Here is a 25,223-nt window from a genome sequence, read left to right on the forward strand (position 1 = left end):
ACAGAAAAGGGGAAGTCCTAATGCCTGACACCATACCGGAGCTTGAAGAGATCAAGAAACTCCTCCGCCAGGAACCACGAGGTCTCAGCATCCTTGAGATCTCACGGGAACTCGAGATCGGCAGGAACGTGACTGCGAAGTACCTGAGCATGCTCTACGCCGCGGGCCAGGTCGAAGTCCGCCGGGTCGCCGCGGCGAAACTCTACACCCTCGCGCACCGGGTACCGGTCTCCGCGCTTCTCGGGCTGACCTCAGACCTGATCGTGGTGCTGGACCGGCATCTGCGCGTCGTGCTCGCTAACGGTGCGTTTCTGGCTGCATTCTGTCCCCGCAGGATCGATATCACCGGCCGTTCGTTTGAGGTGTTCTTCCCGGAACGCTCCCTCCCCCGGGAGATCGAGAAGATGACCGGGACCGCGCTCCGGGGGCATGAGGGCAGATGCGAGATTCACCGGGAGAGCGACGGTTCCAGCGTGCAGTTCCGCGCGAAGTTCGTCCCCGTGGTCTTCGAAGACGGAGCTCCGGGCGTGACCGTCATTCTCGAGGACGTCACCCGCGAGGTCGAAGCGGCGCGGAGCCTCGAGAAAGCCCTTGAGGAAAAGGAGGCGCTGATTCACGCGATTCACTACCGGATAAGGAACACCCTCCAGACGGCCTCAAGCATCATGCACCTGCAGACCTCGCAGCTCAATGATCCCGTCGCCAGAGGGGCGATCCGCGCGACGGAACAGCAGATCCTCGCCCTCGCCCTCGCCCACGAGGACCTCTACCTCTCGCAGAACTCCGACCGCGTCAGGATGGAGGAGTACCTGACCCGCCTCGCCGGCACCCTCATCGGCACCTACGGCGTGTCCCCGGAGAAGATCGCCTGGACGGTACGCGCCCCGGAGATCGAGATGCCGCTCGAACTTGCCCAGTTCACCGGGTTCCTCCTCACCGAACTCATCACCAACGTCATTCAGCACGCATTCCCGGGCAGCATGACCGGGACGATGGAGGTGACGATCGACCGCGAGCAGTCGGGCGCATACACCGTCAGAGTCCGGGATACCGGGGTGGGCATCCCGGACGGGCTCGCAATCGCCGCGACAACCAACCCCGGCCTCTCCACCGTTCGGCTCCTCGTCGAGCGGTACCTCAACGGACGGATCACGATCGAACGGGACAGTGGGACGATCGTGACGATAACCTTCGGAGGAGACGAGCTCCTCACGCCTCCCCCCGAAGTTACGTCGGCTGGAGAGCGTGCCTGATCGCGCAGATCAGGTCCCCGGTGGTGAACGGTTTGAGGACATATCCGGCAGGAGAGGTCGCCTCGGCCCTGCTCCTGACGGACTGATCCGAGTAGGCAGTTACGTAGACGACCGGGAGGCCGAGACGGTCGCGGATGATCCGCGCCGCCTCAATGCCATCCATGCTGCCTTTGAGCGTAATATCCATGAAGATCAGGTGCGGCCGCACCCGCTCGGCCTCCCTGATGGCGTCCTCACCCGTCGTCGCCACCGCGACGCTCCGGTAGCCGAGATCTTCGAGCCGCGCCACCATGTCGAGTGCGATGATGCCGTCGTCCTCGACGACAAGTATCCGTGTCTCCTCACCCGTTCCGGTCATCTTATACATCCTGCCCGCCCCTGCCGCGCAGCCGCTCCCGGCTCCGCCGCACGCGCGATGGCCTCGCATAATGATATCGGACCCGGGTTATTTACTGTTTTTGAGATACTCCATCAGAAGGAAGGGACCTGCCCGGCCCCATGCTCCCCGCCCGGCACCTTCATAATTCCTCTGGATCACACAGGGCCGGTCCGGGCAGGCTGCCCGGGCCCGGGAAGTGAGAAGGATGAAGCGACTGGAAGGGAAGAACGTCCTCATCACCGGCGGCTCGACCGGCATCGGCAGGGCGACGGCGATCAGGTTCGCGGACGAGGGCGCAAACGTCGCCATCAACTACCACTCAGGCGAGAAGGAGGCGGAGATCACGCTTGGGGAGGCGAGGCAAGCCTGCAGCCTCGCCCGGGAGAAGGGGTGCGAGGGTATGCTGGTCCAGGGGGACGTCTCCCGCGAGGAGGACGTCAGGCGCATCTTCCGGGAGGTCCTCGACGCCTGGGGGCGGCTCGACATCCTGATCAACAACGCCGGCATCCAGACCGCGAGCCCGACCCACGAGATGACGGCCGACGACTACGACCGGGTCCTCGCGGTGAACCTCCGGGGGGCGTTCCTCTGCGCCCGCGAGGCGGTGCGGCACTTCCTCGACCGCGGGGGCGGCGGCATCATCCTCAACAACACATCGGTCCACGAGATCATCCCAAAACCGCAGTATGCCCCCTACGCCGCGAGCAAGGCGGGGCTCGGCTCGCTCGGGAGGACCCTCGCGCTCGAGTACGCCGGGGAAGGGATCCGGGTCAACACGGTCGCCCCCGGCGCGATCGCGACCCCGATAAATAAGGAGTGGGCGGAGGACCCCGAGAAGAAGGCGCTCGTCGAGGAGAATATCCCGATGGGGCGGGCAGGAGAGGTCGAGGAGATCGCCGCGGTCTTCGCGTTCCTCGCCTCCGACGAGGCCGCCTACATCACCGGGCAGACGATCTACGTGGACGGCGGTCTGACCCTCTACCCGGGTTTCCGGACGCCGTGGTCGTCGGGGAGTTAGGAGGTGCAGGGGCGAACCCCGCCCGGCCTCGCGGGGCGGGACCCCCGCAAACCACCGGGATCGCGCACCGGCTCCTGCCGGAATCCCCGGCATGCCCCCAATTTATTCAAACAAATTAATATAATTCTATTTTTATACAATAACCCCTAAAAATGGACGCTCGATACCGGGCCCGCCCCCGGGAGTCCCGGCACGGGAGTCTCTGCGAGGGACGGTTCCATGAGCAGTGGAAGAGGCGCGATAAGGCATGGTCTTTGAGGCAAAAGAGAGTCTGACAGACGAAGAGGTCGCCCACGGCCTGAAACTCGTCATCCGCGACGGCCTTGCCACCCAGGCGATGGTGACGCTGACCGGCGGCATCTTTCTCGTAGCGTTCGCCCTCCAGCTCGGCGCGTCGAACACCGTCATCGGCCTGCTCGCCGCCATCCCGCCGCTTGCCGGACTCCTGCAGATACCCTCCATCTACATCGTCGACCGCATCCAGAGCCGCAGGCTGGTCGTCGTCACGGCATCGCTTGCGGCGCGTCTCTGCTGGATCCCCATCATCCTGATACCGTTCTTCCTCTCGCCCGGACAGGGAATCATCGTGCTCGTCGCATCGATAGCCCTCTACGCATCGTTCTCGGCGATATCCCACTGCGGCTGGAACTCGTGGATGCGGGACCTGATACCGCAGGACCGGCTCGGCGACTTCTTCTCCCGGCGGCTGACCCTCTCCACGGTGATCGCCCTCGTCATCAGTCTCGTCGCCGGTTTCTTCATCGACACGTGGAACGTCGTCGTTCCTGACCTCTCCGCCTACGGCTACTCGGTCCTCTTCCTCTTCGGGCTCATCGCCGGGCTCATCGGGATCATCTTCCTCGCCCGCACGCCCGAACCGGAGATGATCGTCGACGGCGGGGACGACAGCCTGATCGCCGCCATCAGAAAACCCTTCCAGGACCTCAACTTCAAGAACCTCATCGTCTTTCTCGGCTCCTGGAACTTCGCCGTCAACCTCGCGGCGCCGTTCTTCACGGTCTACATGCTGCAACGGATAGGGCTCGACATCTCGGTCGTCGTCATCCTCGGCGTCCTGAGCCAGGTCATGAACATCGTCTTCTACCGGTCATGGGGCCGGGTCTCCGACCGGTTCTCCAACAAATCAGTCCTCGCGGTGAGCGGCCCGCTCTTCATGCTCGCGATCTTCGCGTGGATGTTCGTCACCCTTCCCGGGATCTACGCCCTGACCTACCCGCTGCTCATCCTCATCCACATCCTGATGGGGATCTCGCTTGCGGGGGTCTCGCTCGCCTCGGGCAACATCAGCCTCAAGATGGCCCCGCAGGGCCAGGCGACCAGTTACCTTGCGGCGAGCACCTTCGTCAACTCGGTCGCCGCAGGGGTCGCCCCGATCCTCGGCGGGCTCTTCGTGGACTTCTTCGCGGAGCGGGAACTCATCTGGACCCTGATCTGGAGGGACCCGGTGCAGGAACTCGTCTTCGTCACCCTCGACATCCAGCAGTGGGAGTTCTTCTTCCTCTTCGCCTTCCTCCTCGGCCTCTACTCGCTCCACCGCCTGACGGTGGTGCAGGAGGAAGGGGAGGCGAAGGAGCAGGAGGTCGTCGACGAACTGATCGCGGGAGTCAGGCGGGACATGCGGAACTTCTCCCCGGCCGGGGGCCTCCGCGACCTGGTGAAGTTCCCCTTCTCGGCTCTCAGGAGCCAGCGGAAGAAGCGGCGGTAGGGAGAGGCGGCGCTCCGATACCTTCATGCCCCCGCCATCCATAGCCCCGTACCGGTGAACAGGATCATGGGCGGGAAGGGCTGGATCGCGGGCCTCGCCGTCGCGATACTCCTCGCAGGGGTGCTCGTCTCCGGGTGCGCAGGCGCTTTCCGGACGCTCGACGGGAACAGCACGCCGGGAACGGCGGAGGGAGGAGTCACCCTCCCGGAGCCCCGGTTTGAGAGCGGCGTCTCCGTCGAGGAGGCGCTGAGAGAGCGGCGGTCTGTCCGGAGTTACGCCGACCTGCCGCTCGCGCTCGCCGACGTCGGCCAGCTCCTCTGGGCGGCACAGGGGGTCACGGATGATGAGGGCCACCGGACCGCTCCCTCCGCCGGCGCCCTCTACCCCCTGGAGGTCTATGTCGTCGCGGGCAGTGTTGAAGGAATTGAGCCGGGGGTCTACCATTACCGGCCCGGCGAGCACCTGCTCCTCCGGGTCGGCAACGGGGACCGGCGGGCCGATCTCCAGGCGGCGGCCGCGAGCCAGACTTCCGTCGGGGATGCACCGGCAACCATCGTCATCGCCGCGGTCCCGGACAGGACGATTGAGAGGTACGGTGAGCGGGGGATGCGCTACGTCGAGATGGAGGTTGGGCATGCCGCGGAGAACGTCTACCTCCAGGCTGAGGCGCTCGGACTCGGTACCGTCGCGATCGCCGCCTTCGACGAGGGCGAGGTCGGGGAGATCCTCGCACCCCCCGAAGGGACCGTGCCGCTCTACCTCATGCCGGTGGGGCACCCCGGTCCGGGGACTTGAGGGATCAGCGCACGCGAAGCCGCGAAGTCCGCGAAAGGGTGTGACTGCTAACGATGGACTTCGCGTCTTTTCGCGGCTTCGCGTGAGGTTGACCATGCAAATATACCGTTCACAATATGGAGCCGCGAACGGAACTCCAGCGAATGATTGAAGTCACCGGCCGGCCAGAGGGCGGCACATGGACACCCTCGAAGTGATCATGACCCGGCGGAGCGTGCGGGAGTACACCGACCGCCCGGTGCCGGCCGGGACGGTGAGGCAACTCCTCGCCGCCGCGATGCAGGCCCCGTTTGCCGGGGGCGAGCCCCCCTGGCACTTCATCGTCATCGACGACCCCCATATCCTCGATGCCGTCCCGGCGATCAGCCCCTACGTGGAGGTCCGCACCCCCGCACCGCTCGCGGTCCTCGTTTGCGCCGACCTGCACCTCCCGGAGGGGGCCGATCTTGCGGTCCAGGGCTGCGCCGCGGCGACGGAGAACCTCCTCCTCGCCGCCCACGCCCTCGGTCTCGGCGCCGTCTGGACCGCCGTCTACCCGGACCCCGACCGGATGCTCGGGTTCGCAAACCTCTTCTCGCTCCCGGGCGCCGGTGCTCAAGCTCCGTCCCAGAGGGAGATCGCACCCTTCGCCCTCGTCACCGTCGGTCACCCGGCCGTACGCCTGCCGCCTATCGACCGCTATCGCGAGGACCGGGTCCACCGGAACGCCTGGTGACGGCTCCCTCTGCCGGACGCAAATGCTCATCCCTTATCAGGCCGGCCCTCCAACAGGGATCCGTGCAGACGGAGCAGGGAGACGAAACCGGCCGGGAAGCCGGTTCACCATTCGGCTTTCCGAAGAACAGAATGGAGGCGCTCACCGACGGGATATTCGCCATCGCCATGACTCTTCTGGTCCTCAGCCTCGACGTCCCGGCAGGCATCCAGAACTCCTCCAACATCACCGTCGTGGCGATGCTTGCCGACCTTGCTCCCGACCTCTACCACTACTTCCTCGCGTTCTTCATCCTCGCTTCCTTCTGGATAGCCCATCACGCCCAGGTGGACCGGCTCCGGCATATCGACCGCCGCTTCCTCTGGCTCAACATCGCCACGCTGATGTTCGTCACGCTGGTCCCCTTCTCCGTCAACCTCATCGGCGACTACCCTGACGAGCCCTTCGCGGCGGTCGTCTTCGAGGCAAACCTCCTCCTCATCGGCCTGTTCTTCGCCGCGCAGTGGTGGTATGCCGTGAACAGGGGGCGGCTCGTCCAGTCCGGCACCGACGTGATGCGCGTAAACCAGCGGGTAGCGGTGGTCCCGGCCGTCTCCGCCGTCGCGATCCTGCTTGCCCTCGCCGGCTGGACCTGGAGCACGGTGCTCTACGCGCTCATTCCCTTCGTGATGGTGTTTCTGCCGCAGGGCAGGTGAGGTCCGGCACGGCCGACGGCTGCTGCTGGCTGATGCAGTGGATCGCGCCGAACCCCTCGACCATCGCCGTGCAGTCGATCCCGACGACCTCGCGGTCCGGGAAGAACCCCCGGATCCGGGCGAGCGCGACCTCGTCGTTGGGGTGTCCGAAGACCGGCACCAGCACGACAGTGTTGCCGATATAGAAGTTCGCGTAACTCGCCGGCAGCCGCTCCTCGCCGCCGACCTTCCCCGGCATCGGGAGCGGGACGACCCTGAGGGGGTTGCCGTCCTGGTCGGTCGAGGACCGGAGGACGGCGAGGTTCTCCTGCAGGACGGCGTAGTTCTCGTCGTCCTCGTTCTCCTCGACGGCGCAGAGGACGGTTCGTTCGTCCACGAACCGGACGATGTCGTCGATGTGGCCGTCGGTGTCGTCGCCGGCGATGCCGTGCCTGAGCCATATGATATGGCCGGCGCCGAGGTAGGCCTCCAGGTAGCCTTCGACCTCCGCCCGCGAGAGGTGCGGGTTCCGGTTCGGGTTTAAGAGGCAGGCCTCCGTCACGATCACCGTGCCGCAGCCGTTCACCTCGATCGAACCGCCCTCAAGGACGATCCCTGGCGAAAAGACGGAGAGACCCATCTCGCGGTTCATGAAGAGCGGGATCCCGGTATCCCTCATGAGTTCGGGATACTTCTCCCCCCAGGCGTTGAACGTCCAGTCGACCATCGCGAGGTCTCCGGTCTTTCTGTTGACCACGAACGTCGGCCCGTAGTCGCGGAACCAGACGTCGACGTAGTCGGCGATATGGAACCTGACGCCCCTCGTATCGACGCCCTCTTCCTCGAGCATCGCCTCGATCCGGGTCCGCATCGCTTCATTGGTGACGAGGAGGTCGACGGTCTCGGAGCCCCGGAGCGCCGCGATGATCTCGATGTAGGCCCGCTCCACGCCGGCGAGGTTGGCGAACGTCTCGCGGTCGTGGGGCCAGGAGAGCCAGACGGCGTCGTGCGGCTCCCACTCCGCCGGCATACGATAGCCGGACCCCGCAGGGGTCCTGCCCGGCGGGAGCCTCCGGGTGAGCGCACCATAGGTCTCCGGCCGCCGGTTCCGGAAGAAGCCCCAGCCTTCCCGGACGCTCCGGTTCATCGAGAGGTCGACCTCGACGACGAGGACCTCCTCGTCGGTCCCGCTCGCCCGGGCGAGGATGTTTCCGAAGGCGTCGGCGACGAACGAACTCCCGAAGAACCGGATCTCGCCCTCGTCGCCCACCCGGTTGACGGCGGCGACGTGGACGCTGTTTGCTATCGCGTGGCCCCGCTGCACCGTCTCCCACGCCTCGCGCCAGTCCCCCTCGGGCGGCTCCTCCCCGGCGATCCGGCCGATGGCGGTCGGGTAGAAGATGATCTCTGCACCCCTGAGCGCGGCCGCCCTCGCGGCCTCCGGGAACCACTGGTCGTAGCAGATGAGCACGGCGATCCGGGCGTAACAGGTCTCGTAGACCCGGTAATGGTCCCCGGCCCGGAAGTAGGACTTCTCGTAGAAGAGCGGGTCGAAGGGGATATGCACCTTCCGGTAGGCCGGGAGGAGCCGCCCGTCCGCATCGATCACCACCGCCGCGTTGTAATACTCGCCCGACCCGGTCCGCTCGTAGACCGGGACGACGACCACCACGCCGTGCTCCCGGGCGAGCGCCGCGAAGGCTTCCGTCGAAGGGCCCGGGATCGTCTCCGCATAGCGAGAGGCGTCGGTATCCTCGTACTGCGGGAAGTAGGGGACCCGGTAGAGTTCCTGCAGGCAGAGGATCCGGGCACCCCCGGCGATAGCCTGTCGCGCAAGCTCCAGGGTGTGGGCCAGGTTACGGTCGGGGTCGTCGCCCACCGCCGCCTGGATGAGGCCGATCTTCTGTGTGCTCATCTCCATCATCTCTCCGTATCCGTAGGGCACTTCAGCGTTTTATAGCAACCTATGAGCATACCGTTATCCCGGACCGCCTCCAATTATCGGGAAGAATGGATTTCGCGACAACCCTCCTCGTCGCCGTCGGGCTTGCTATGGATGCGCTGGCCGTCTCGATCAGCGGCGGGGCCGCGATCAGGGAAGGCCGGGTCAGGTGGGCGCTCGTCATCGGAGCGCTCTTCGGCGGGTTCCAGATGGGGATGCCAGTGCTCGGCTGGCTCGGCGGGACGGGCCTCGCCTCGTTCACCGAGGCCTACGCCCCCTGGATAGCCTTTCTGCTCCTCGCCCTCATCGGCGGGAAGATGATCGTTGAGGCGGTGCGGGGCGACGGCGAGAGCGTCCGGTTCGAGAACGGAGCGGCCGTCCTCCTCCTCCTCGCCGTCGCGACCAGCATCGATGCCCTCGCCGTCGGCGCCACCTTCGCCTTCCTCGAGACCCCGATCCTCGTCCCTGCGGTCACGATCGGGGTTGTAACCTTTGCCATCTCCGCCGCGGGCGTCCTGATCGGGAGTTCGTTCGGCGGCCTCCTGGGGCGGAAAGCCGGGATCTTCGGCGGCATCATCCTGATCGGGATCGGTCTCCGGATCCTCGTTGAGCACCAGATCCTCTGAGGCTTACACGGTCTCGTCGAGGATCCGCCGCATATCGAGGACGAGATCTTTGCTCTCGGAGTCGAGCGCGACCAGCCTGAGATCCTCTGCCGAACGGACCCCGATGCCGAGTTCGGCGGCCCGGGCGATCTGGTCCGCCTCAAAGATCCGGCCTCCCATCACCTCCGGCGTCGAGCCGTAGAGCCGGAGGAGGGCGATCCCGGCGGCGTCGAGGGCTATGCGGTCGGTGCTCGCGAGGATGACGTTCGGGGCGATGCGCTCGCCCCGCTCGGGCCCCCCCTTCGAGAACCCCTCCGTCGCGTCCATGACGGCGAGGTCGCAGGGAACGAACCGGTTGATCTCGGCGACCATCCTCCTCTGGTGCGGCGACGAGTGGAGTTCCGCCATGTAGTTGTAGCCGGTCGCGGGGTCCCGCGCCGCCACGGCCCCGACCGTGTTCTTCAGGGAGAGGGAGACATGCCCGCCGAAACGGTGAGTCTTCAAGCAGCAGGTCTGGATCACCGCATCCGCCTCCGAAAAGACCCGGGCGACCAGGAATCCCCGCTCCCAGTGGAGCCCGTCCGGCGGGACCGCCTCCCACCCTTCAGGGCCGAGATCGTCGAGCACCGCCACCTCCGCCCCCGCCCGGCCTGCAAGATCGACAGCGCCCCGGTTCTTCAGCACCGCGGCGGTCTTTCCCATCCCGCTCCGCTCGCCGAGCAGGACCGACCGGGCACCGGCATCGCGGATCCGGCCGAGGAGTGCTTCCAGCATCTCGGGGTGGGTCGTCGCGGGGAACGGGTCGTCGCTGTTGAAGTTCGCCTTGACCGCGACCGCCTTTCCGTCGAGCGAGGGCAACCCCGCCTCGCTCCAGAGCGCCTTCGCGGCGTGATCGCGATCGGATGCCTCGACGATGTAGACTTCAGATGCCGCTGGAGATGCCATGCGCGCAGAGTGCCCCGCCAAGATATAAAAACTGAACGCTGCCCGGCCCGTATCATGCCCCGATGCAGCAAACGCGGCTGGCGCAAGGGATTTGCACTTCCACGGAGAGGAGAGCCGGGGCCGCGGGTCCCGCCGGCCCTCCTCCCCCGTGGAGCGCGGGAGGGCGGGCAGGGATGGTACGGGAAACGGCGCCCTGCGGGGGGAGAGAGGACCGCAGACCGGCACCGGCGCACCCGCCATCCCGGACGCGCAGGAGATCGAACGCCGCAGAAAGGCGCGACCCGGACGCCACATTCGACACGTATAAGAGCACACCGAGCGCAATACGTAGTAAAACCTCAGGACATCGTAGAGACCGCGCATCCGGCGTGGAATACTTTCGGAGGTGCCCGGCGCAGGTCGGGCGCCCCCGAAGGGTAGAAGGTTATGAGGCTATTACAACCATGACTTCCAGAATGCATACCCCCCACACCACCTGTCCGAGCTGCCATGAAGAGGTCTTCCTGGACGAACTCGTGGGCGGGCGCTGCCCCCTCTGTGGGTATTCCCTCGATGAAGATGACGGGACGTGCAGCGAATACGAGGAGACCCTCGAACGCTCCGACCTGGGATGGATGATCTTCCAGCTCTTCGTCTTCAAGCGGTTCTGCAACAGGGGAGCAAGCCCGTTCCAGGTCATGCAGGTCCTCTCCCGGTACGAGGAGCTCACCCAGTGCAACCCCGCCGACGCGGAGACGATGCAGTTCTCTCTGGAAGTTCCCATGAGCCGCTGGGAGCGGCTGGTCCCGAAACGGTGCGCAAAATGCGGCCGGATATTCTTCTCCGGCGGAAAAGCGGTGATCTCCGGGGACATCTCGTCCCCCGACCACCCAAAAACGTATACCTGCCCGTCCTGCTGAATCAGTAGGTCCGGGCGACGAGAGCCGACGTGCCCTTCCCGCCACAGGCGATGCACGGGCCGTCCGAGACGGTGATCAGGTCCGAACGGATATCGGACCCGAGGATGCTCGCATCCACCGCCGCCTCGATCTTTTCTGCACACTCCTGCGACCCGCACCAGTGAACGACCGCAACGCCTGTCTTCACCGCTGCCGCGGCCTCCTCGAGCGTCGCCGCAACGACGATCTTATCGGCCATCGCCTGGTGCGCCGCCCGGCCCATCTCTTCGCCGAACTCTGCAAGGACGGAGTTGACTCCCTCGACGACGCCGCGGCGATCGAGCGTGATCTTTTTGCCCGTCCGGGTGACGGCGACGACCGTGTTCGCGTCGATGTCGCGGGGCCCGATCTCGACCCGGAGCGGGACGCCACGCATCTCCCAGTGGTAGTACTTCGCGCCCGGCCGCATATCCCGGTCGTCCAGTTTCACGGCGAAGCGAGCGTTCCGGAGCTCTTCCTCGAGTCCCTTCGCCGCCGCGAGCACCTCGTCGCGCCGCTTCCCGACGATGATCGGGACGATGACGACCTCGATCGGCGCAACCTCCGGCGGCAGCACGAGCCCTTTATCGTCGCCGTGGATGCTTATGACGGCCGCGATCGACCGCTCGGAGATCCCGTAGCAGGTCTGATAGGCGTACTGCCGCTCCCCGTTCGCGTCCTCATAGGTGATATCGTAGGTGCGGGAGAAGTGGTCGCCGAGCATGTGCGCCGTCCCGATCTGGAGCGTCTTTCCATCGGGCATGATGGTGTCGACCGCGATGGTGTAGTCGGCTCCGGGGAACTTGTCCCAGTTCGGGCGGCGGGAGATGATCACCGGCACCCGGAGGCTGTCGTAGAACTCCTTGTAGAGGTCGAGCGCGACCTCGACCTGGGCCGCCGCCTCCTCCCATGTCGCGTGGACGGTGTGCGCCTCCTTAAACGACGTGATCTCCCGGAGACGGATGAGCGGGCGGGTGTGCTTCGTCTCGTAGCGGAACGTATTGACGATCTGGTAGAGTTTCAGGGGCAGGTCCGTGTGGGACCGGATCCAGAGCGAGTACATCGGGTAGATGGCGGTCTCGCTCGTGGGGCGGAGGGCGAGCGGCACGTCGAGCTCGCTCGTGCCGCCGTGAGTGACCCAGTAGACCTCGTCCTCGAAGCCCTTGATGTGCTCGGCCTCCTTCATGAACTCGGTCTTGGGGATCAGGAGAGGGAACATCGTCTCGGCGTGGTCGCGGTCCATCAGGTCCCGCAGTATCCCGTATGCACGTTTCCTGATGCCGAACCCGTGGGGATACCAGACGTAGAGCCCCTTGACCGGGTAGCGGACGTCCATGATCTCGGCTCGCCAGAGAACCTCGTTGTACCACTCGGAAAAACTCTCTTTCCGGGGAAGTACGCCTGTATCTTCTTCCATCCGTCTCGTACCTCAAAAATTGTGACTATTGCCCTAAGCTATCATACTTAGGACTGCCGGCGTAATAAATGCCTCCACGACCGCCGCAAGCACGAGGAGAGGGACGACCGTCCGGAGAAAGAGGCCGGCGAGAGGCACCGCCCGACCGGCGGCGTCGCCCCTCCCGTACCACTCGGCGAGGAGTTCCTTCCCGAGGAGGAGGCCGAGACCCCCTGCGACGAGGAAGGCGGGGATCTCGAAGATCCCGTGCGGTGCGAGCGCCGCAGCGATGTAGAGGAGACCGTGCTCCTGCCGGACGACCTCCGTCACCATGCCGATCAGGAGCCCGTTGACCGCGAGGACGAGCCCCGTGACCACGCCGAACGACGCTCCCCCGAGGAAGAGGATGAGACAGACGCCGAGGTTATTCAGGAAGAGTTTCCCCGCAAGGACCGCCGCGGAGTCGGAGAGGAGGCCGGCCACGACCTCCTCGCTGAAGAGAGTCATCATCTCCGCACCGATCGAGGGATTACCGGCCACGACGGCGACGCCGATCCCGACCGAGACGGCAAAGACCGCAGCCGCAAAGACCGCGGCCCGGAGGGGTGAGTCCTCAGACATGGAGCACCATCCGCATCAGGCCCCGGATCCCGGGCGCCATGCCGACGACGATCATGGCGAGGAGGATGAGGTGCCAGAGCCCCGAATTCCCCTCCCGCCGGTACAGCTCGAGGACGTAGATTGCAGGGAGGAGGACTGCGATCTTGAGGAGGAACATCGAGAACGCGGTCCCGGTCGCCTCGATCAGGGCGCCGCCCACGACGTGCTGCTCCACATACTGAATGGGGTGGATGTCGATACCGTAACTGGTCGCGCTCGCGTCGAGCAGGTGCCCGAAGATGAGGAGTTTGTAGAGGATGTTCGAGGCGTAATCCCACTTCAGCACGTAGACCAGGAACGCCCAGAAGGCAACCGACGTGACCGTGGCGAGGACGAGGATGATGGCGAGGACGTCGAGCGCGATCGTCGACTCGGTGAGGCCGAACCAGACGAGTGCCGCTCCGGAGAGGAGGCAGGCGACGATGCCCGCTCCCCCGTAGACCCGGCTGTAGCGGGCGACCAGCCCCGCGTTCTCCGCGAGTTTCCCGGTGAAGAGGGCGATCGCCGCAATCGCGAAGATCGTGAAGAAGATCAGGGGCGTGATCAGGAGAAACCGGAGATCGGAGGTGATCATCCCGGTATCCTCGACGACTCTGAGGAGGCCGCCGAGAACGACGAAGGGGAGGGTCGCGAGGACAAGCTCGCCGTCGACGGCGATCCTGTACCGCTGGAGCCCCCGGTAGACGAGATAGACCGCAACGATGAGGATCAGGGCATAGGTCAGCGTATCGACAAGCGTATACGCCTCACCGTAACGGATGGGATCGATGTAGTATTTGTAGAGGAACTCCCTAATCATTACTGATCTGAATGAGCGCAGACGGCATAAACCTACTCAGAGCCAAGGTCTTCGACAAATCGAAGTGGATGCAGCTCCCCCGCGACGTCGTCATCGGTCACGGCGTCATCGAGCAGATCCCTGCGGTCTGTGAGGACCTCTCCCTTGGTGACTCTGCGCTCGTCATCACCGGCGATAAAACACGGGACATCGCGGGGAAGAGGGTCGAGGCCCTCCTTGCCGCCTCCTACGACGTCACGACGTTTGCCGCCGGAGGCGGCGACCCCTTCGAGACGATCAAGAAGGCCGAGGCCGCAGCGGCAGAGGCCGCGTTCGTCATCGGCGTCGGCGGAGGCCGGGTCATCGATATGGCGAAGATCGCCTCCTACAACACCGACCGCCACTTCATCAGCGTCCCGACCGCCGCATCCCACGACGGCATCGCCTCGTCGAGGGCCTCGGTCCCGACCGCCGACGGGAACGTTTCGCTCGCGGCGGAACCGCCGGTCGCCGTCATCGCCGATACCGCCGTCATCGCATCGGCACCCCACCGGCTGCTCGCGGCCGGGTGTGCGGATATCATGGCAAACTATACGGCGATCCTCGACTGGGAACTCTCCCACCGCCTCAGGGGGGAGCCGCTCTCGGAGTACGCGCTGACGCTCTCGCGGATGACCGCCGAGATCCTCTTTAAGAACGCCGACCTCATCAAACCACACTCCGAGGAGAGCGCCTGGATCGTGACGAAAGCGCTGGTCTCCTCAGGCGTCGCGATGAGCATCGCGGGGTCGTCGCGGCCCGGGAGCGGCGGCGAACACAAGTTCTCCCACGCACTGGACCGGCTCGCCCCGGAGAAGGGCCTGCACGGGGAGAAGTGCGGTATCGGGGCGATCATCACGATGTATCTCCACGGCGGGGACTGGAGAGGGATCCGGGATTCGTTGAAGAAGGTCGGTGCGCCGACCACCCCTGCCGGGATCGGCGTCGACGACGAGACGGCCGTGGAGGCGCTGCTCGCCGCCCGGACGATCCGACCGGAACGGTTTACGATCCTCGACATGGGGTTGACGAGGGAGTCCGCACGGGACCTCGTGAAGATGCTCTACCGGGAGTGAGACGAGATGGCAAAAGAGAAGACAAAGGTGACGCTGATCGGGTCGACGCTCGCAAAGGTCGGGCTCGAGTTCATCTACGAGGGAAGCGCCTGCACGGAGTGCGAGGGCTGCAGGGTGCGTAAGACCTGCCACAACCTGCAACCGGGCAGGAAATACCAGGTCGTCGCGATCCGGACCAACACCCGGCACGACTGCCCGGTCCACCACGGGGCGGCGGTCGCGGTCGACGTTGCGGAGGCGGCGATCGTAGCGCTGATCGGCGCCGATATGGCGATCGCGAACTCGAGGATCAGTTACGAGTTCTCGTGCCCCCGGACGGGCTGCCGGAGTTACCGGCTCTGCCGCCCCGACGGCATCATCGAGGGGGCGAAGTACGTCATCGGCGAGGTCCTCGGCAACGCTCCCGACGTCTGCGAACGGGGCCGGCCGCTGAAACTGGTGGAACTGCGGCCGGTCTGAGGCTGCTGCATAGGACCTTATCCCTGCACGGTTATCTCATGCGAGGCCGGCATGGGCATTGACACTCTCCTTCGCGGCTTCGCGGCTTCGCGTGAGGTACTCGTCTGGAGAGTGACACGGCCTCACGCGAAGAGCGCGAAGAGGAGTTACAGCATCCAGTCACCGAACTTCGCGTCCTCGTTGTATGACAATTAGAGCATTACGGCCTGCTTGCCGCCCAGAGCCTGCCGGCAAGGTCGATGAGTTCCTCCCGGCCCTGGAGCGCCGCGAGCCACGACTCCGGAATCGCCCCGCACCCGAAACGCGCCCCGGCAAGGGCGCCGGCGATCGCCCCGACGGTATCGGCGTCGCCGCCGAGGTTGACGGCCGTGACCACCGCATCACGAAACGACGTGGCCTCCATAAAGACCCTGACGGCGCAGTGAGTGGCGAGGACGGCGTCGAGCGAAGGCACGAGGGGGTGCGCCCGATAGTCGTCGAGCAGTCCCCGGAGTTCGGGGTCGCGGCATGCGGCGAGTGCCCGGCCGAACGCCGTTTCTGCCTCCTCCCCACGGCAGAGCCCGCCGACCATCCGGTTGACGAACGCCGAGGCCTCGCCGGCGACGGGGTCGAAGTGGGTGACGCGGGATGCGGCGAGGCTCGCCTCGCGCACCTCCTCGGGCGGGTAGAAGATCCCGATAGGGATCCCGCGCATCACGCTCCCGTTGCTCCGGCTCGCACCCTTCGCCTCGTGCACCATCTGCGCAGCGGCCGCAGGCGCGACACCCCCCTCGATCAGGTCGAGGACCGCCCGCGACGTCGGCCCGAAGAACTGCGGGGCGGTGTGATATGCGCGGACCAGCCGGCGGGAAAAATCGTCCGGATCGAACCCCCCGCACCGCACCAGGGTCTCCGCGAGAGCCGACGCCTGGAGGGTGTCGTCCGTATACCGCCCCGGCGCGGTGTTGTGAACGCCGCCTCCGGACATCTCCGTTACGGCAACCGGCCTCGGAGGAAGACCTTCCAGGGGCGCGCCCATGGCGTCCCCGATAGCGAGCCCGATAAACGCTCCGACCGCCCGCACCTTCTGCATATAAAAAAGATCACCAACAAATTATATTTACCCGCGGACAGTAGTATTCTTCGAGGAAAGGTGATATTGTGCAAAAGGAAGAGTTGCTCCATCTACACATGCTATTAGTCCACATTAGAAAGTACTACGAAAGCACCACAGGCGAGGACGTCACGACCGACCAGTACAATACTCTCCGCATCTCACCCGTCCACATCCATAAGAATAAGGTGACGCACAAAAAAGCCATCCTGACCCTCGGAAACGAGATCGTCCAGCACATCCGCACGAACCACAACCCATACATCGAATACCACGCCGATTTTTCGTCCGAACAGATTGCAACCGAACATTAAACGATGAACGATACCGATACCTGCCGGGAGATCATCTCCCGCATCCTTTCTATGAAGCCGGACCCTGCCGGCGTTCAGAAGATTAAACTCGAGGTCTGCCGGGCCTACAGCGCCAACATGCCCAAAAACTCGGCCGTCCTTGCCGCAGCCACGCCGGAGGAGCGCACGCTTCTCCGGCCGCTTCTGCTCGTCAAGCCTACCCGGACCATCTCCGGGGTGGCGCCCGTCGCGGTGATGACCTCTCCCCATCCCTGCCCCCACGGGAAGTGCCTCCCCTGCCCCGGCGGGCCGGAGCACCCCTTTGCGTCTCCCCAGAGTTACACGGGAGAGGAGCCGGCGGCGCTCCGGGCCCGCGAACACGCGTTCGACCCCTACGCCCAGGTGCAGGCACGGCTCGCCCAGTTCGAGATGCTCGGCCACCACGTCGACAAGGCGGAGCTGATCGTGATGGGCGGGACGATGACCGCCCGGCCGATCGAATACCAAGAGTGGTTCGTCGGGGCCGCCGTCCAGGCGATGAACGACTACCCCCGCGCGGGCATCCCTCAGGAGAGACCCGATCTCGACGCGGTCTTTGCCGCGAACGAGTCCTCGAGGGTCCGGTGCGTCGCCACCACCTTCGAGACGAGGCCGGACTGGTGCCGCGAGGAGCACATACACCGGATGCTCGCGATGGGCGTGACGAAGGTGGAGCTCGGCTTCCAGCACGTGGACGACCGGATCCTCGACTACAACCGGCGGGGCCACGCGGTCGCGGACTCGGCGGCGGCAAACTGCCTTCTGCGGGACGCCGGGCTGAAGGTGGGGTTCCACGTGATGCCGAATCTCCCCGGCGCGAGCATGGCGGACGACCGGCGGATGTTTGAAGAACTCTTTTCCGATCCGCGGTTCCGGCCGGACTTCCTGAAGATCTACCCGACCCTGGTGACGCCGGGCTCGGAGATCGAGGCCCTCTGGGAACGGGAGGAGTACCGGCCCTACACCGAGGAGGAACTGATAGACCTTGTGGCCTACGCCAAATCGCTCCTCCCGGAGTACGTCCGCCTCCAGCGGATCCAGCGCGACATCCCGGCAAAACTGATCGTCGCGGGCTCGCGCCACAGCAACTTCCGGCAGCTTGCCGAGGGGCGCCTCCATTCGCAGGGGCTCCGGTGCAGGTGTATCCGGTGCCGCGAGGTGGGAAGGACGGTCGCGCCGGAGGAGGCTTCGATCTCGACCCTGGCCTACGAGGCCTGCGGCGGCGAGGAGCGGTTCATCCAGGCGGGCTCCGGGGACACCCTCGTCGGGTTCGCCCGGCTCCGGTTCCCCCACCGGCCCTTCCGGAGCGAGCTTGAGGGCGCCGCGCTCCTGCGCGAGCTCCACGTCTACGGGGGCGTGGTCCCCCTCAACGCGCAGGCAGGAGCCGACGAGTGGCAGCACCGCAGTTTCGGCGTCCGGCTCCTTTCTGCCGCCGAGGAGGAGACCCTTGAGCAGGGCTACCGGCGGCTCGCGGTGATGAGCGGTGTCGGGGTGCGGCCCTACTACAGGAAACAGGGATATGAACGAGTGGGCCCATATATGATCAAGACGTTTCCATGAGGCCCGCAACGCTCGAGTTTGTGAAGCAGAGGTTCTCCGAGTACTACCGGAAGCAGAACCTCCCCGCTCCGTCATCCCTCGAGCAGCGCGAGTGGGGGTTCGCCTACCTCGACGCCGCGGCTGAGATCCGGATGCGGCGGCACATGGCGTTCTCCGACCCGCTGGAACTCTCGGCCTACGTCAGGAACATGACGCCCGCCCACGTCTACTACTCGACGGCCTACTACCAGACCCCGTCGGCGCCGACGATGAACGAGAAGCGCTGGGCCGGTGCCGACCTGATCTTCGACCTCGACGCGGACCATATCATCCGCGGCTCCTACACGATGATGCTTGAGCGGGTGAGAGAGGAGACCGTGAAACTGGTCGGGATGCTCGTCGACGAGCTCGGCTTTTCGCGGAACCATATCCGGATCGCCTTCTCAGGAGGGCGCGGCTACCATATCCACATCACCGATATCGCCGTGCGGGGGTGGGGAAGCCCGGAGCGGCGCGAGGTCGTCGACTACGTCTGCGGCATCGGACTCGACCCCGCCGTGATGCTCGCAGCGGGTCCGCGGAACGGGTGGCGGGGGCGTTACGCCGACGCCCTCCGGGCCCACCTCCTCTGGATCAAGGGACTTGATCCTGCCGGGGCGAAAGACCGCCTCGCGGGAGTGCCGGGGGTCAGCAAGGCGGCTGCCGGCAAGTTCCACGCGGGCCTCGACGCTCTCCTCGAGAAGAGCCCGGAGGAACTCCTCCAGAACCCGGTCGTCCGGGCGATCGCGGCCGCGCCCGACTTCGCGGACCGGCTCCGGGACGCCGGGGCGCGTGCGGACGAGCCGGTCACGACCGATATCAAGCGGCTGATCCGGGCGCCGGGGTCGCTGCACGGCGGCAGCGGGATGCGGGTGGTCCCGCTCGAGATCCGGGACCTCGCGGACTTCGACCCGCTCGTCGACGCCGTGGTCTTCGGCGACCGGGAGGTGCGGGTGGAGATGAAGGCGAACTTCTCAACGTCCCTCCTCGGGAACACCTACACGCTCAAAGCCGGGACCGCGGCCGTCCCCGAAGCGCTCGCGGTCTTCCTCTGCTGCCGGAACATGGCCGAGATCACCGGGGGTGCGTGAAGATGGCCGCCGACCTCCTCGAACGGCTCCGGCTGATGCTGCTCGACATGCATCACTCCGGAAGGCTCTCCGATATCGAGCCCGCCCTCTACGAGGACGCCAGGGCCTACATCGAGAAACGCAAGGCAGACTACTACAGTCTGCAGAACCCTCTCGAGAGCCGGGCGGGAAGCCTCCTCATCGAAGAGATCGGGAGCGTCACCGAGACCGTGCAGGAGATCTTCGCCCTCCGGACGAGGCAGATCCTCGACCTCGCGTTCCAGCAGGTCGAGGGGCAGTACGTCGACAAGGAGGAGGCAAGGAAGATGCTTCCTGCCGAGCGGGCGATGTATGCGCAGATCCTCGACGCCATCGAGGGCTGCCGGGAGTCTCTCGTCCACGGAGGAGAGTACCCCTTTGCCGGCGGCAACGCGGCAACCTTCGAGAACGGGGACGAGCAGGAAGCGGTGCTGCCGGAACCCGGTGCGGGGGCACCGGTCGCCGCCGCTCCCCGTCCCGTCCTCTCCCCGTATGCCCTCGTCCACATCCGCTCCGATATGGAGTCGTTCATGGGAGTGGACGGCAGGACATACGCATTGAAGCGGGGGGATATCGTCACCCTGCCGGAAAACAACGCGGACGTGCTCTGCGAGCACGACATAGCCTTAAATATTAGGCTTAACAAGTAATATAGGTACTCGAATCAATCGAATAGAGGTTACTATCATGAAAATGCCGTCAAAGTTCAAGACGTACTGCCCATTCTGCAGGAACCACCAGACCCACGAGGTCGTGAAGGTGAAGAAGGGCAAAGTGCGCCACTTCAACTGGATCGACCGCCAGAAGGGACGCAGGAGCACTGTGGGCAACATGGGCAAGTTCAGCAAGGTGCCCGGCGGCGACAAGCCGACGAAGAGGATCAACGTCAGATACCGGTGCACGGTCTGCGGAAAGGCGCACCTTCGGGCTGGATTCCGGCTCGGCAAGTTTGAACTTACGGAGTGATGCAATATGGTTCGGCTGAACAGAGAGAACAGGAGCACGTTCCTCCGGGTAAAGTGCCCCGACTGTGAGAATGAACAGATAGTCTTTGAGAGAGCGAGTACCGTCGTGGAGTGCAGCGTCTGCGGGAGGATCCTTGCAGAGCCCCACGGTGGGAAAGCTGATATAAAGGCTGAAATACTGGCAGTACTTGAGTGAGTATTACATGCACGAGAGAGAGTGGCCCGATGAAGGCGAACTCGTCGTCTGCACCGTCGCGGACGTCAAGGACTTTGCAGCGTTCGTGACCCTGGACGAGTACGACGGACGGCGAGGCCTGATACCGATATCCGAGATAGCGCGGGGCTGGATCAAGTATATCCGGGACTACGTACGGGAGGGACAGAAGGTCGTCTGCAAAGTCCTGAACGTCGATGCCGACCGCGGCCACATCGATCTCTCGTTGAAGGACGTTAACGAGCATCAGCGGCGCGAGAAGATTCACGAGTGGAAGAACGAGCAGAAAGCCATGAAGTGGATCGGGTTCGCTTCCGAGGCGACGGGAGTGGACCAGGCGGTGATCGAGGAGGCCATATACCGGGAGTACGGCGTGCTGTACCCGGCCTTCGAGGACCTCGTCGCCACCGGCGGCGAAGCGGCCGAGAAGCTGAAACTCGATGCGCCGGTCAGGGAATCCCTCGTCTCCATCGCGCACGAGAACGTGAAGGTCTCGAAGGTGACCATCACCGGGCACCTCATCCTGACGTCGGATCGGCCCGACGGCGTCAACGTGATCCGCCGGGCGCTCAGGAGCGCACAGCCGAAGGTCGAGGATGTAGAGATCGACCTGATCTACATCGGAGCCCCGAAATACCGGATAAAAGTGACCGCACCCGATTACAAGGAAGCCGAGAAGGCGATCGAGAAGGCGGCGGGCGCCGCCGTCGGTGTGGTCGAGCGGGCAGGCGGATCCGGTAAGTTTATCCGGAAACAGAAAGCCGGATAAAGCCGTATGAGCAGCCGTATTCGTCGCTGTCCGGTGGACCGCAGATATACGCTCTCCCCGGTCTGCCCCGTCTGCGGCGGGCCGACAGGGCCGGCCCACCCGGCACGTTTTTCACCGCAGGACAGGTATTGCAGATACCGCAAGGGGTTACGGAGATGGAACACGTCACAGTGAACTTTCTGCGCGACGACGACCTCGACGCCCCGGTCCTGATCGAGGGCCTGCCCGGCATCGGGCACGTCGGGAAACTCGTTGCGGAGCACTTGATCCACGAGTTAAAGGCCGAGAAGGTCGCAGAGATCTCCTCGCTCCACTTCCCGCCCCACGTGATCGTCGATGAGCACGGCATCACCCACCTCGTCAATAACGAGATCTACCGCTACGAGAGAGACGGGAAGGCGACCCTCTTCCTCGTAGGGGACTTCCAGAGCAACTCGGCAGAGGGCCACTACATCCTTGCCGAGAGTTACCTCGATATCGCCGAAGAACTCGGCGTCCGGCGAGTCTACGCTCTCGGAGGCTACGGTGTCGGCCACCTGGTCGAGAGGCCGCGGGTCCTCTCGGCCGTCAACATGGAGCACCTCCGGGCCGAGGTGGAGGCGGCAGGAGGGTCGTTTGAGAACGCCGCGAGCGGCGGGATGATCGTCGGGGCATCCGGGCTCCTCCTCGGCCTCGGCGAGGCGCGGGGCATCGAGGGGATCTGTCTCATGGGAGAGACAAGCGGCTACATCGTCGACCCGAAAAGCGCCGACAGCCTCCTCTCCGTCCTCTCCCGCCTGACCGGGATCGAGGTCGACCATACTTCCCTGCAGCAGCGTGCCGCGGATATGGAGCAGATCATCGCCAATATCCAGGAAGCCGAGGAAGCGAAGGGCCGGGAAGAACTGAGCTATATCGGGTAACACCCCTTTTTTTCTGCAGTCGGACCGCACCGGTCGACGCGAATCCTTAAGACCCGGAAAGGCCGACAGAGAGTCATTATGGCCACTATCTACCTCGCCCGCTGGGAGACCCGGTTCTGGGCCTGGCTCATCGATATCATCCTGATCGGGCTGCCGTTCTGGGCGCTCTCCGATTACCTCCCGCCCGCCTGGAGGTTCACGATAGATCCCGGCCTCATCTCGATAAGCCTCTCCTCCGTCGTCCTCTTTCTCTACTGGACGCTGCTCGAAGGCTACCGGGGCCAGTCCATAGGCAAGATGGCGTTGAAGATCCGGGTCACCGGCCGTGCCGGGGAGGATATCGGCTTTGGTGCCGCGGCAGCAGAGAGCATCGGTAAAGCGTTTCTCCTCGTCCCCGACTGCCTGATCGGCTGGCTCGCGATGCCGGGCTCAAAACAGAGGCTCTTCAACCGGATCTCGAACACCATCGTGATCGAGACCCGCGAGAGGGAAGAGCCGGAAGGCGTCACCTACGTGAAATCCGAAGAGTGAGGATCAGTCCTTCGTCACCGGAAGCCCGGCGGCCGTCCAGGCACTCATCCCGCCTTCGACCTCGTAGACCTCGCGGAACCCGGCCTCCCGCATCATCTCGCGGACGCCGGCGCTCCGGCCGCCCCGCTGGCAGCAGATGACGTAGGTCCCGGCCGGGTCGAGGTCCCCGATACGCTCCGAGAAGGTCGCGGAGTTGACGTTGACCGCACCCGCGATATGTCCGCCGGCGAACTCGTCGGGCCTCCTCACGTCGATGACGGTAAAGTTCTGACTGCCCCTCTTCTCTTCGATCAGGGCGAACGCCTCGACGGGCGGGATGGTTCTGACGGTCCCGTTCTCCGGGGCCGGACCACTCCCGAGACAGCCGCCGATCAGGACAGCGGCGATGATGCATCCAACGGCAAGCACGAGCACGAGGTCGACCATATACTCATCTCATGGCCGACAGGAATAAAGAGGTTTTGCCTGCGGCCGACGACCGGGGAGGTCAGGAGATGCCGTCGGATTCCAGCATCCCATTCCGGGTGACCATGAACGCCTGGAAGGTCTCCGCCGTGTCGAGGGCCACAACCTCTCCGCCGTCCACCACCGCGATCCGGTTGCAGACTGCCGCCGCCTCACCCACATCGTGCGTCGTGAAGACGATCGTCACCTTCCTCTCGCGGTTCAGCCGCCGGAGCAGGCTCCAGATCTCCCGACGGCCGGGCTCGTCCAGACCATCCGTCGGTTCGGCAAGAAAGAGGATGCCGGGGTGCGCGAGGAATGCCCGGGCGATCTCGAGGCGCCGGACCATCGCCGGGGAGTAAGTTCCGACCACCGCCCCGGCGCTCTCCGGGAGCCCGAAGAGGTCTATGACCTCGGCGATCCTCCGGGTCCGTGTCCTGCCGTCCAGCCCGTGCAGCCGTGCGTGAAAGTCCAGGTTCTCCCTGCCGGTCAGTGCGGGGTCGAGCACCGGCTCCTGGAGGACGATACCCATGCTCCGCCGGACGTCCCCGAGGTTTCCGAGGATCGCAAGCGGCGACCGCTCGGCAAATCCCGATACCGGGAAGAGCATCGTCATGAGGATGGAGATCAGGGTCCGGCGGCCCTGGCCGCTGATGCAGAGGACGCCCAGCACCTCCCCGCCCTTCACGTCGAGCGGAATCGGACCCCGCGCCTGCAACCGCTCCAGGTGCCGGATCAGGTCCTCAACGGTAAAGGCGTTCATGGCTCTCTGCTGAAATACAACCGATCGGATAGGACGGAGTCGTTTTCAATCACCTACTACCACGGTACATGCGGCCCCGATAAATAAACCCGGGATTCCCGGAAAGGCGGCCGGTACGTGCTCTCCCGCACAGTGAGGTGCGGATCTTTCCCCGTTATCGTATCCGGGGAAAGAATTGCTGAATAATCGTATCTTTTTTTACCACATATGAATATTTCTATTTCCTATCGGCCATAAAAAACATGATTTGGTCGATTGATATATTAATAGATGCCCTTTTCCAATTAGTCCTTATTTCAGAGCCCATTACCGGGGCAACAGGTGAGAGGGGCATCTCCGTTCCGGGGAGCCATCTGAAGGTATTTAAGGCATGGGCCCACCCGGGATACGGCCCATGGAGACCGAGTTGCCCGGGATCGCGGTTCTGCCGATCTTCTTCGGCCCGGAGCAGATCCTCATCGCCCTCGCCGTCCTCATACCGGCGCTCGTCATATTCAACCTGCTTCTCGCGAGCGAAGAGGCCTTCGAGTCGATCGGCCTCCGGTTCTACCAGGGGGTGCTGGTGACCGCAGGGGCGTTGATCGGCAGCCTGATCGACATCCCGCTCGTCGCTATCGGGGAAGCCACCATCGCGGTCAATGTCGGCGGCGCCGTCATCCCCCTCTTCGTGACCGCCGGGATGGTCGGACGGGGCCGGATATCGCACTACAAGACCCTCGCGGCCGTCGTCGCCGTCTCGCTCGTCGCCTACACCTTCGCGACCCCGGTTCCCGGCGTCGGGATCACGATGCCGTTCTACGTCGCCCCCCTCGCAGGAGCCGTAGCAGGCCTCCTCCTCGCCCGGGGCTGCCGCACCGCGCCGGGGCTCGCCTACGCGGGCGGGACGATGGGCACTCTGCTCGGCGCCGACATCTTCAACCTCGTCGACCCGGCGGTGATTGCGGCGCTCGCCGGGGGGAGGGCGACGGTCCTCTCGATAGGAGGGGCGGGGATCTTCGACGGCATCTTCATCACCGGAGTCCTCGCGGTCCTGCTCGCGGTGTATGCAGGAGGACGCCTCCGGGATAAAGCCGGGGTCTGTCCGCAGGAGGAGGGGGAGTGAAGATGTGAGAAGTGAGGTTGTAGTAGTTCACAGGATCTCACGCG

At 64.8% G+C, this 25,223-nt stretch carries 30 protein-coding genes; 21 read left to right on the top strand and 9 right to left on the bottom strand.

Going from position 1 to position 25,223, the window contains the following annotated elements; all coding sequences use genetic code 11:
* Positions 1–20: 20 nt before the first annotated feature.
* Positions 21–1,253 (top strand): sensor histidine kinase, encoded by a 1,233-nt coding sequence (locus tag F8E02_RS01035; RefSeq protein WP_317063580.1) that lies wholly within the window; start codon positions 21–23, stop codon positions 1,251–1,253.
* Here F8E02_RS01035 and F8E02_RS01040 read toward each other — a convergent pair.
* On the bottom strand, positions 1,228–1,611 hold the full coding sequence (locus F8E02_RS01040; RefSeq protein WP_317063581.1) for a response regulator: 384 nt from the start codon (positions 1,609–1,611) through the stop codon (positions 1,228–1,230). The genes F8E02_RS01035 and F8E02_RS01040 overlap by 26 nt on opposite strands.
* A gap of 226 nt (positions 1,612–1,837) precedes the next feature.
* Here F8E02_RS01040 and F8E02_RS01045 point away from each other — a divergent pair, with 226 nt between their 5' ends.
* From F8E02_RS01045 to F8E02_RS01065, 5 genes are all read left to right on the top strand, one after another.
* Complete coding sequence (locus F8E02_RS01045) at positions 1,838–2,650, top strand: glucose 1-dehydrogenase (protein WP_317063582.1); 813 nt, start codon at positions 1,838–1,840, stop codon at positions 2,648–2,650.
* 247 nt (positions 2,651–2,897) lie between these two features.
* Positions 2,898–4,376, top strand: coding sequence for an MFS transporter (locus tag F8E02_RS01050; RefSeq protein WP_317063583.1), 1,479 nt, complete (start codon positions 2,898–2,900; stop codon positions 4,374–4,376).
* A gap of 54 nt (positions 4,377–4,430) precedes the next feature.
* Positions 4,431–5,171, top strand: coding sequence for a SagB/ThcOx family dehydrogenase (locus F8E02_RS01055; protein ID WP_317063584.1), 741 nt, complete (start codon positions 4,431–4,433; stop codon positions 5,169–5,171).
* A 178-nt stretch (positions 5,172–5,349) separates the two neighbouring features.
* A complete protein-coding gene (locus F8E02_RS01060) occupies positions 5,350–5,886 on the top strand; it encodes a nitroreductase family protein (RefSeq protein WP_317063585.1) in 537 nt (178 codons plus the stop codon).
* Positions 5,887–6,017: 131 nt separating this feature from the next.
* Positions 6,018–6,581 (top strand): TMEM175 family protein, encoded by a 564-nt coding sequence (locus F8E02_RS01065; protein WP_317063586.1) that lies wholly within the window; start codon positions 6,018–6,020, stop codon positions 6,579–6,581.
* Here F8E02_RS01065 and F8E02_RS01070 read toward each other — a convergent pair.
* Positions 6,541–8,481, bottom strand: coding sequence for an agmatine deiminase family protein (locus F8E02_RS01070; RefSeq protein WP_394357907.1), 1,941 nt, complete (start codon positions 8,479–8,481; stop codon positions 6,541–6,543). The genes F8E02_RS01065 and F8E02_RS01070 overlap by 41 nt on opposite strands.
* Before the next feature lie 89 nt (positions 8,482–8,570).
* Here F8E02_RS01070 and F8E02_RS01075 point away from each other — a divergent pair, with 89 nt between their 5' ends.
* Positions 8,571–9,128 (top strand): manganese efflux pump MntP, encoded by a 558-nt coding sequence (locus F8E02_RS01075; protein ID WP_317063588.1) that lies wholly within the window; start codon positions 8,571–8,573, stop codon positions 9,126–9,128.
* Positions 9,129–9,131: 3 nt separating this feature from the next.
* Here F8E02_RS01075 and F8E02_RS01080 read toward each other — a convergent pair whose 3' ends face one another.
* Entirely contained in the window at positions 9,132–10,052 is a 921-nt protein-coding gene (locus F8E02_RS01080) for a DUF362 domain-containing protein (protein ID WP_317063589.1), read from the bottom strand.
* 443 nt (positions 10,053–10,495) lie between these two features.
* On the opposite strand from F8E02_RS01080, the gene F8E02_RS01085 reads away from it, so the two are divergent.
* The gene (locus F8E02_RS01085; protein ID WP_317063590.1) at positions 10,496–10,951 is read left to right on the top strand and encodes a hypothetical protein; all 456 of its coding nucleotides are present in this window, start codon (positions 10,496–10,498) and stop codon (positions 10,949–10,951) included.
* Between the two features lies 1 nt (position 10,952).
* On the opposite strand, the gene proS is transcribed toward F8E02_RS01085, so the two are convergent.
* The 3 genes from proS to F8E02_RS01100 are packed head-to-tail and all read right to left on the bottom strand — an operon-like array spanning position 10,953 to position 13,824.
* Positions 10,953–12,386 carry a proline--tRNA ligase gene (gene proS / locus F8E02_RS01090; RefSeq protein ID WP_317063591.1) on the bottom strand — a complete coding sequence of 478 codons (1,434 nt, stop codon included), beginning with the start codon at positions 12,384–12,386 and terminating at the stop codon, positions 10,953–10,955.
* 33 nt (positions 12,387–12,419) lie between these two features.
* Positions 12,420–12,986, bottom strand: coding sequence for a stage II sporulation protein M (locus F8E02_RS01095; protein WP_317063592.1), 567 nt, complete (start codon positions 12,984–12,986; stop codon positions 12,420–12,422).
* Positions 12,979–13,824, bottom strand: a complete 846-nt coding sequence (locus F8E02_RS01100) for a DUF63 family protein (protein WP_317063593.1) — start codon at positions 13,822–13,824, stop codon at positions 12,979–12,981. Before F8E02_RS01100 ends, F8E02_RS01095 begins: the two co-directional genes overlap by 8 nt.
* Before the next feature lie 11 nt (positions 13,825–13,835).
* Here F8E02_RS01100 and F8E02_RS01105 point away from each other — a divergent pair, with 11 nt between their 5' ends.
* Positions 13,836–14,918 (top strand): NAD(P)-dependent glycerol-1-phosphate dehydrogenase, encoded by a 1,083-nt coding sequence (locus F8E02_RS01105; RefSeq protein ID WP_317063594.1) that lies wholly within the window; start codon positions 13,836–13,838, stop codon positions 14,916–14,918.
* A 6-nt stretch (positions 14,919–14,924) separates the two neighbouring features.
* Positions 14,925–15,377, top strand: coding sequence for a UPF0179 family protein (locus tag F8E02_RS01110; RefSeq protein ID WP_317063595.1), 453 nt, complete (start codon positions 14,925–14,927; stop codon positions 15,375–15,377).
* A 199-nt stretch (positions 15,378–15,576) separates the two neighbouring features.
* Here F8E02_RS01110 and F8E02_RS01115 read toward each other — a convergent pair whose 3' ends face one another.
* Positions 15,577–16,449 (bottom strand): ADP-ribosylglycohydrolase family protein, encoded by an 873-nt coding sequence (locus F8E02_RS01115; protein ID WP_317063596.1) that lies wholly within the window; start codon positions 16,447–16,449, stop codon positions 15,577–15,579.
* Positions 16,450–16,517: 68 nt separating this feature from the next.
* Between F8E02_RS01115 and F8E02_RS01120 the strand changes: the two genes are divergently transcribed.
* The 10 genes from F8E02_RS01120 (at position 16,518) to F8E02_RS01165 (ending at position 22,870) form a co-directional block, all read left to right on the top strand.
* The gene (locus tag F8E02_RS01120; protein WP_317063597.1) at positions 16,518–16,784 is read left to right on the top strand and encodes a UPF0058 family protein; all 267 of its coding nucleotides are present in this window, start codon (positions 16,518–16,520) and stop codon (positions 16,782–16,784) included.
* Between the two features lie 3 nt (positions 16,785–16,787).
* Positions 16,788–18,362, top strand: coding sequence for a tRNA uridine(34) 5-carboxymethylaminomethyl modification radical SAM/GNAT enzyme Elp3 (locus F8E02_RS01125; protein WP_317063598.1), 1,575 nt, complete (start codon positions 16,788–16,790; stop codon positions 18,360–18,362).
* A complete protein-coding gene (locus F8E02_RS01130; protein ID WP_317063599.1) occupies positions 18,359–19,471 on the top strand; it encodes a DNA primase small subunit PriS in 1,113 nt (370 codons plus the stop codon). The genes F8E02_RS01125 and F8E02_RS01130 overlap by 4 nt, the downstream gene beginning before the upstream one ends.
* Before the next feature lie 2 nt (positions 19,472–19,473).
* On the top strand, positions 19,474–20,139 hold the full coding sequence (locus F8E02_RS01135) for a hypothetical protein (RefSeq protein WP_317063600.1): 666 nt from the start codon (positions 19,474–19,476) through the stop codon (positions 20,137–20,139).
* Positions 20,140–20,176: 37 nt separating this feature from the next.
* Positions 20,177–20,455 (top strand): 50S ribosomal protein L44e, encoded by a 279-nt coding sequence (locus F8E02_RS01140; RefSeq protein WP_317063601.1) that lies wholly within the window; start codon positions 20,177–20,179, stop codon positions 20,453–20,455.
* A 6-nt stretch (positions 20,456–20,461) separates the two neighbouring features.
* Positions 20,462–20,650 carry a 30S ribosomal protein S27e gene (locus F8E02_RS01145; RefSeq protein ID WP_292386402.1) on the top strand — a complete coding sequence of 63 codons (189 nt, stop codon included), beginning with the start codon at positions 20,462–20,464 and terminating at the stop codon, positions 20,648–20,650.
* Between the two features lie 7 nt (positions 20,651–20,657).
* Positions 20,658–21,437, top strand: coding sequence for a translation initiation factor IF-2 subunit alpha (locus tag F8E02_RS01150; protein ID WP_317063602.1), 780 nt, complete (start codon positions 20,658–20,660; stop codon positions 21,435–21,437).
* A 6-nt stretch (positions 21,438–21,443) separates the two neighbouring features.
* A complete protein-coding gene (locus F8E02_RS01155; protein WP_317063603.1) occupies positions 21,444–21,611 on the top strand; it encodes an RNA-protein complex protein Nop10 in 168 nt (55 codons plus the stop codon).
* Positions 21,593–22,339, top strand: a complete 747-nt coding sequence (locus tag F8E02_RS01160; RefSeq protein ID WP_317063604.1) for a proteasome assembly chaperone family protein — start codon at positions 21,593–21,595, stop codon at positions 22,337–22,339. The genes F8E02_RS01155 and F8E02_RS01160 overlap by 19 nt, the downstream gene beginning before the upstream one ends.
* A 78-nt stretch (positions 22,340–22,417) precedes the next feature.
* A complete protein-coding gene (locus tag F8E02_RS01165; protein ID WP_317063605.1) occupies positions 22,418–22,870 on the top strand; it encodes an RDD family protein in 453 nt (150 codons plus the stop codon).
* A 3-nt stretch (positions 22,871–22,873) separates the two neighbouring features.
* Here F8E02_RS01165 and F8E02_RS01170 read toward each other — a convergent pair whose 3' ends face one another.
* Together F8E02_RS01170 and F8E02_RS01175 are read right to left on the bottom strand one after the other, a co-directional pair.
* Positions 22,874–23,296 (bottom strand): rhodanese-like domain-containing protein, encoded by a 423-nt coding sequence (locus F8E02_RS01170; RefSeq protein ID WP_317063606.1) that lies wholly within the window; start codon positions 23,294–23,296, stop codon positions 22,874–22,876.
* Between the two features lie 61 nt (positions 23,297–23,357).
* Positions 23,358–24,077 (bottom strand): ATP-binding cassette domain-containing protein, encoded by a 720-nt coding sequence (locus F8E02_RS01175; RefSeq protein WP_317063607.1) that lies wholly within the window; start codon positions 24,075–24,077, stop codon positions 23,358–23,360.
* Positions 24,078–24,471: 394 nt separating this feature from the next.
* Here F8E02_RS01175 and F8E02_RS01180 point away from each other — a divergent pair, with 394 nt between their 5' ends.
* Complete coding sequence (locus tag F8E02_RS01180; RefSeq protein WP_317063608.1) at positions 24,472–25,179, top strand: DUF1614 domain-containing protein; 708 nt, start codon at positions 24,472–24,474, stop codon at positions 25,177–25,179.
* The last annotated feature ends 44 nt before the right edge of the window (positions 25,180–25,223 follow it).

This window comes from Methanoculleus caldifontis (assembly GCF_032842345.1).
Lineage (GTDB): Archaea > Halobacteriota > Methanomicrobia > Methanomicrobiales > Methanoculleaceae > Methanoculleus > Methanoculleus caldifontis.

What these genes read in the sequence shown, in the direction of transcription:
- F8E02_RS01035 (WP_317063580.1), top strand. Translation starts at nt 21, where the DNA reads ATGCCTGACACCATACCGGAGCTTGAAGAGATCAAGAAACTCCTCCGC.
- F8E02_RS01040 (WP_317063581.1), bottom strand. Translation starts at nt 1,611, where the DNA reads ATGACCGGAACGGGTGAGGAGACACGGATACTTGTCGTCGAGGACGAC.
- F8E02_RS01045 (WP_317063582.1), top strand. Translation starts at nt 1,838, where the DNA reads ATGAAGCGACTGGAAGGGAAGAACGTCCTCATCACCGGCGGCTCGACC.
- F8E02_RS01050 (WP_317063583.1), top strand. Translation starts at nt 2,898, where the DNA reads ATGGTCTTTGAGGCAAAAGAGAGTCTGACAGACGAAGAGGTCGCCCAC.
- F8E02_RS01060 (WP_317063585.1), top strand. Translation starts at nt 5,350, where the DNA reads ATGGACACCCTCGAAGTGATCATGACCCGGCGGAGCGTGCGGGAGTAC.
- F8E02_RS01065 (WP_317063586.1), top strand. Translation starts at nt 6,018, where the DNA reads ATGGAGGCGCTCACCGACGGGATATTCGCCATCGCCATGACTCTTCTG.
- F8E02_RS01070 (WP_394357907.1), bottom strand. Translation starts at nt 8,481, where the DNA reads ATGGAGATGAGCACACAGAAGATCGGCCTCATCCAGGCGGCGGTGGGC.
- F8E02_RS01075 (WP_317063588.1), top strand. Translation starts at nt 8,571, where the DNA reads ATGGATTTCGCGACAACCCTCCTCGTCGCCGTCGGGCTTGCTATGGAT.
- F8E02_RS01080 (WP_317063589.1), bottom strand. Translation starts at nt 10,052, where the DNA reads ATGGCATCTCCAGCGGCATCTGAAGTCTACATCGTCGAGGCATCCGAT.
- F8E02_RS01085 (WP_317063590.1), top strand. Translation starts at nt 10,496, where the DNA reads ATGACTTCCAGAATGCATACCCCCCACACCACCTGTCCGAGCTGCCAT.
- proS (WP_317063591.1), bottom strand. Translation starts at nt 12,386, where the DNA reads ATGGAAGAAGATACAGGCGTACTTCCCCGGAAAGAGAGTTTTTCCGAG.
- F8E02_RS01095 (WP_317063592.1), bottom strand. Translation starts at nt 12,986, where the DNA reads ATGTCTGAGGACTCACCCCTCCGGGCCGCGGTCTTTGCGGCTGCGGTC.
- F8E02_RS01100 (WP_317063593.1), bottom strand. Translation starts at nt 13,824, where the DNA reads ATGATTAGGGAGTTCCTCTACAAATACTACATCGATCCCATCCGTTAC.
- F8E02_RS01105 (WP_317063594.1), top strand. Translation starts at nt 13,836, where the DNA reads ATGAGCGCAGACGGCATAAACCTACTCAGAGCCAAGGTCTTCGACAAA.
- F8E02_RS01110 (WP_317063595.1), top strand. Translation starts at nt 14,925, where the DNA reads ATGGCAAAAGAGAAGACAAAGGTGACGCTGATCGGGTCGACGCTCGCA.
- F8E02_RS01115 (WP_317063596.1), bottom strand. Translation starts at nt 16,449, where the DNA reads ATGCAGAAGGTGCGGGCGGTCGGAGCGTTTATCGGGCTCGCTATCGGG.
- F8E02_RS01125 (WP_317063598.1), top strand. Translation starts at nt 16,788, where the DNA reads ATGAACGATACCGATACCTGCCGGGAGATCATCTCCCGCATCCTTTCT.
- F8E02_RS01130 (WP_317063599.1), top strand. Translation starts at nt 18,359, where the DNA reads ATGAGGCCCGCAACGCTCGAGTTTGTGAAGCAGAGGTTCTCCGAGTAC.
- F8E02_RS01135 (WP_317063600.1), top strand. Translation starts at nt 19,474, where the DNA reads ATGGCCGCCGACCTCCTCGAACGGCTCCGGCTGATGCTGCTCGACATG.
- F8E02_RS01140 (WP_317063601.1), top strand. Translation starts at nt 20,177, where the DNA reads ATGAAAATGCCGTCAAAGTTCAAGACGTACTGCCCATTCTGCAGGAAC.
- F8E02_RS01145 (WP_292386402.1), top strand. Translation starts at nt 20,462, where the DNA reads ATGGTTCGGCTGAACAGAGAGAACAGGAGCACGTTCCTCCGGGTAAAG.
- F8E02_RS01150 (WP_317063602.1), top strand. Translation starts at nt 20,658, where the DNA reads ATGCACGAGAGAGAGTGGCCCGATGAAGGCGAACTCGTCGTCTGCACC.
- F8E02_RS01155 (WP_317063603.1), top strand. Translation starts at nt 21,444, where the DNA reads ATGAGCAGCCGTATTCGTCGCTGTCCGGTGGACCGCAGATATACGCTC.
- F8E02_RS01160 (WP_317063604.1), top strand. Translation starts at nt 21,593, where the DNA reads ATGGAACACGTCACAGTGAACTTTCTGCGCGACGACGACCTCGACGCC.
- F8E02_RS01165 (WP_317063605.1), top strand. Translation starts at nt 22,418, where the DNA reads ATGGCCACTATCTACCTCGCCCGCTGGGAGACCCGGTTCTGGGCCTGG.
- F8E02_RS01170 (WP_317063606.1), bottom strand. Translation starts at nt 23,296, where the DNA reads ATGGTCGACCTCGTGCTCGTGCTTGCCGTTGGATGCATCATCGCCGCT.
- F8E02_RS01175 (WP_317063607.1), bottom strand. Translation starts at nt 24,077, where the DNA reads ATGAACGCCTTTACCGTTGAGGACCTGATCCGGCACCTGGAGCGGTTG.
- F8E02_RS01180 (WP_317063608.1), top strand. Translation starts at nt 24,472, where the DNA reads ATGGAGACCGAGTTGCCCGGGATCGCGGTTCTGCCGATCTTCTTCGGC.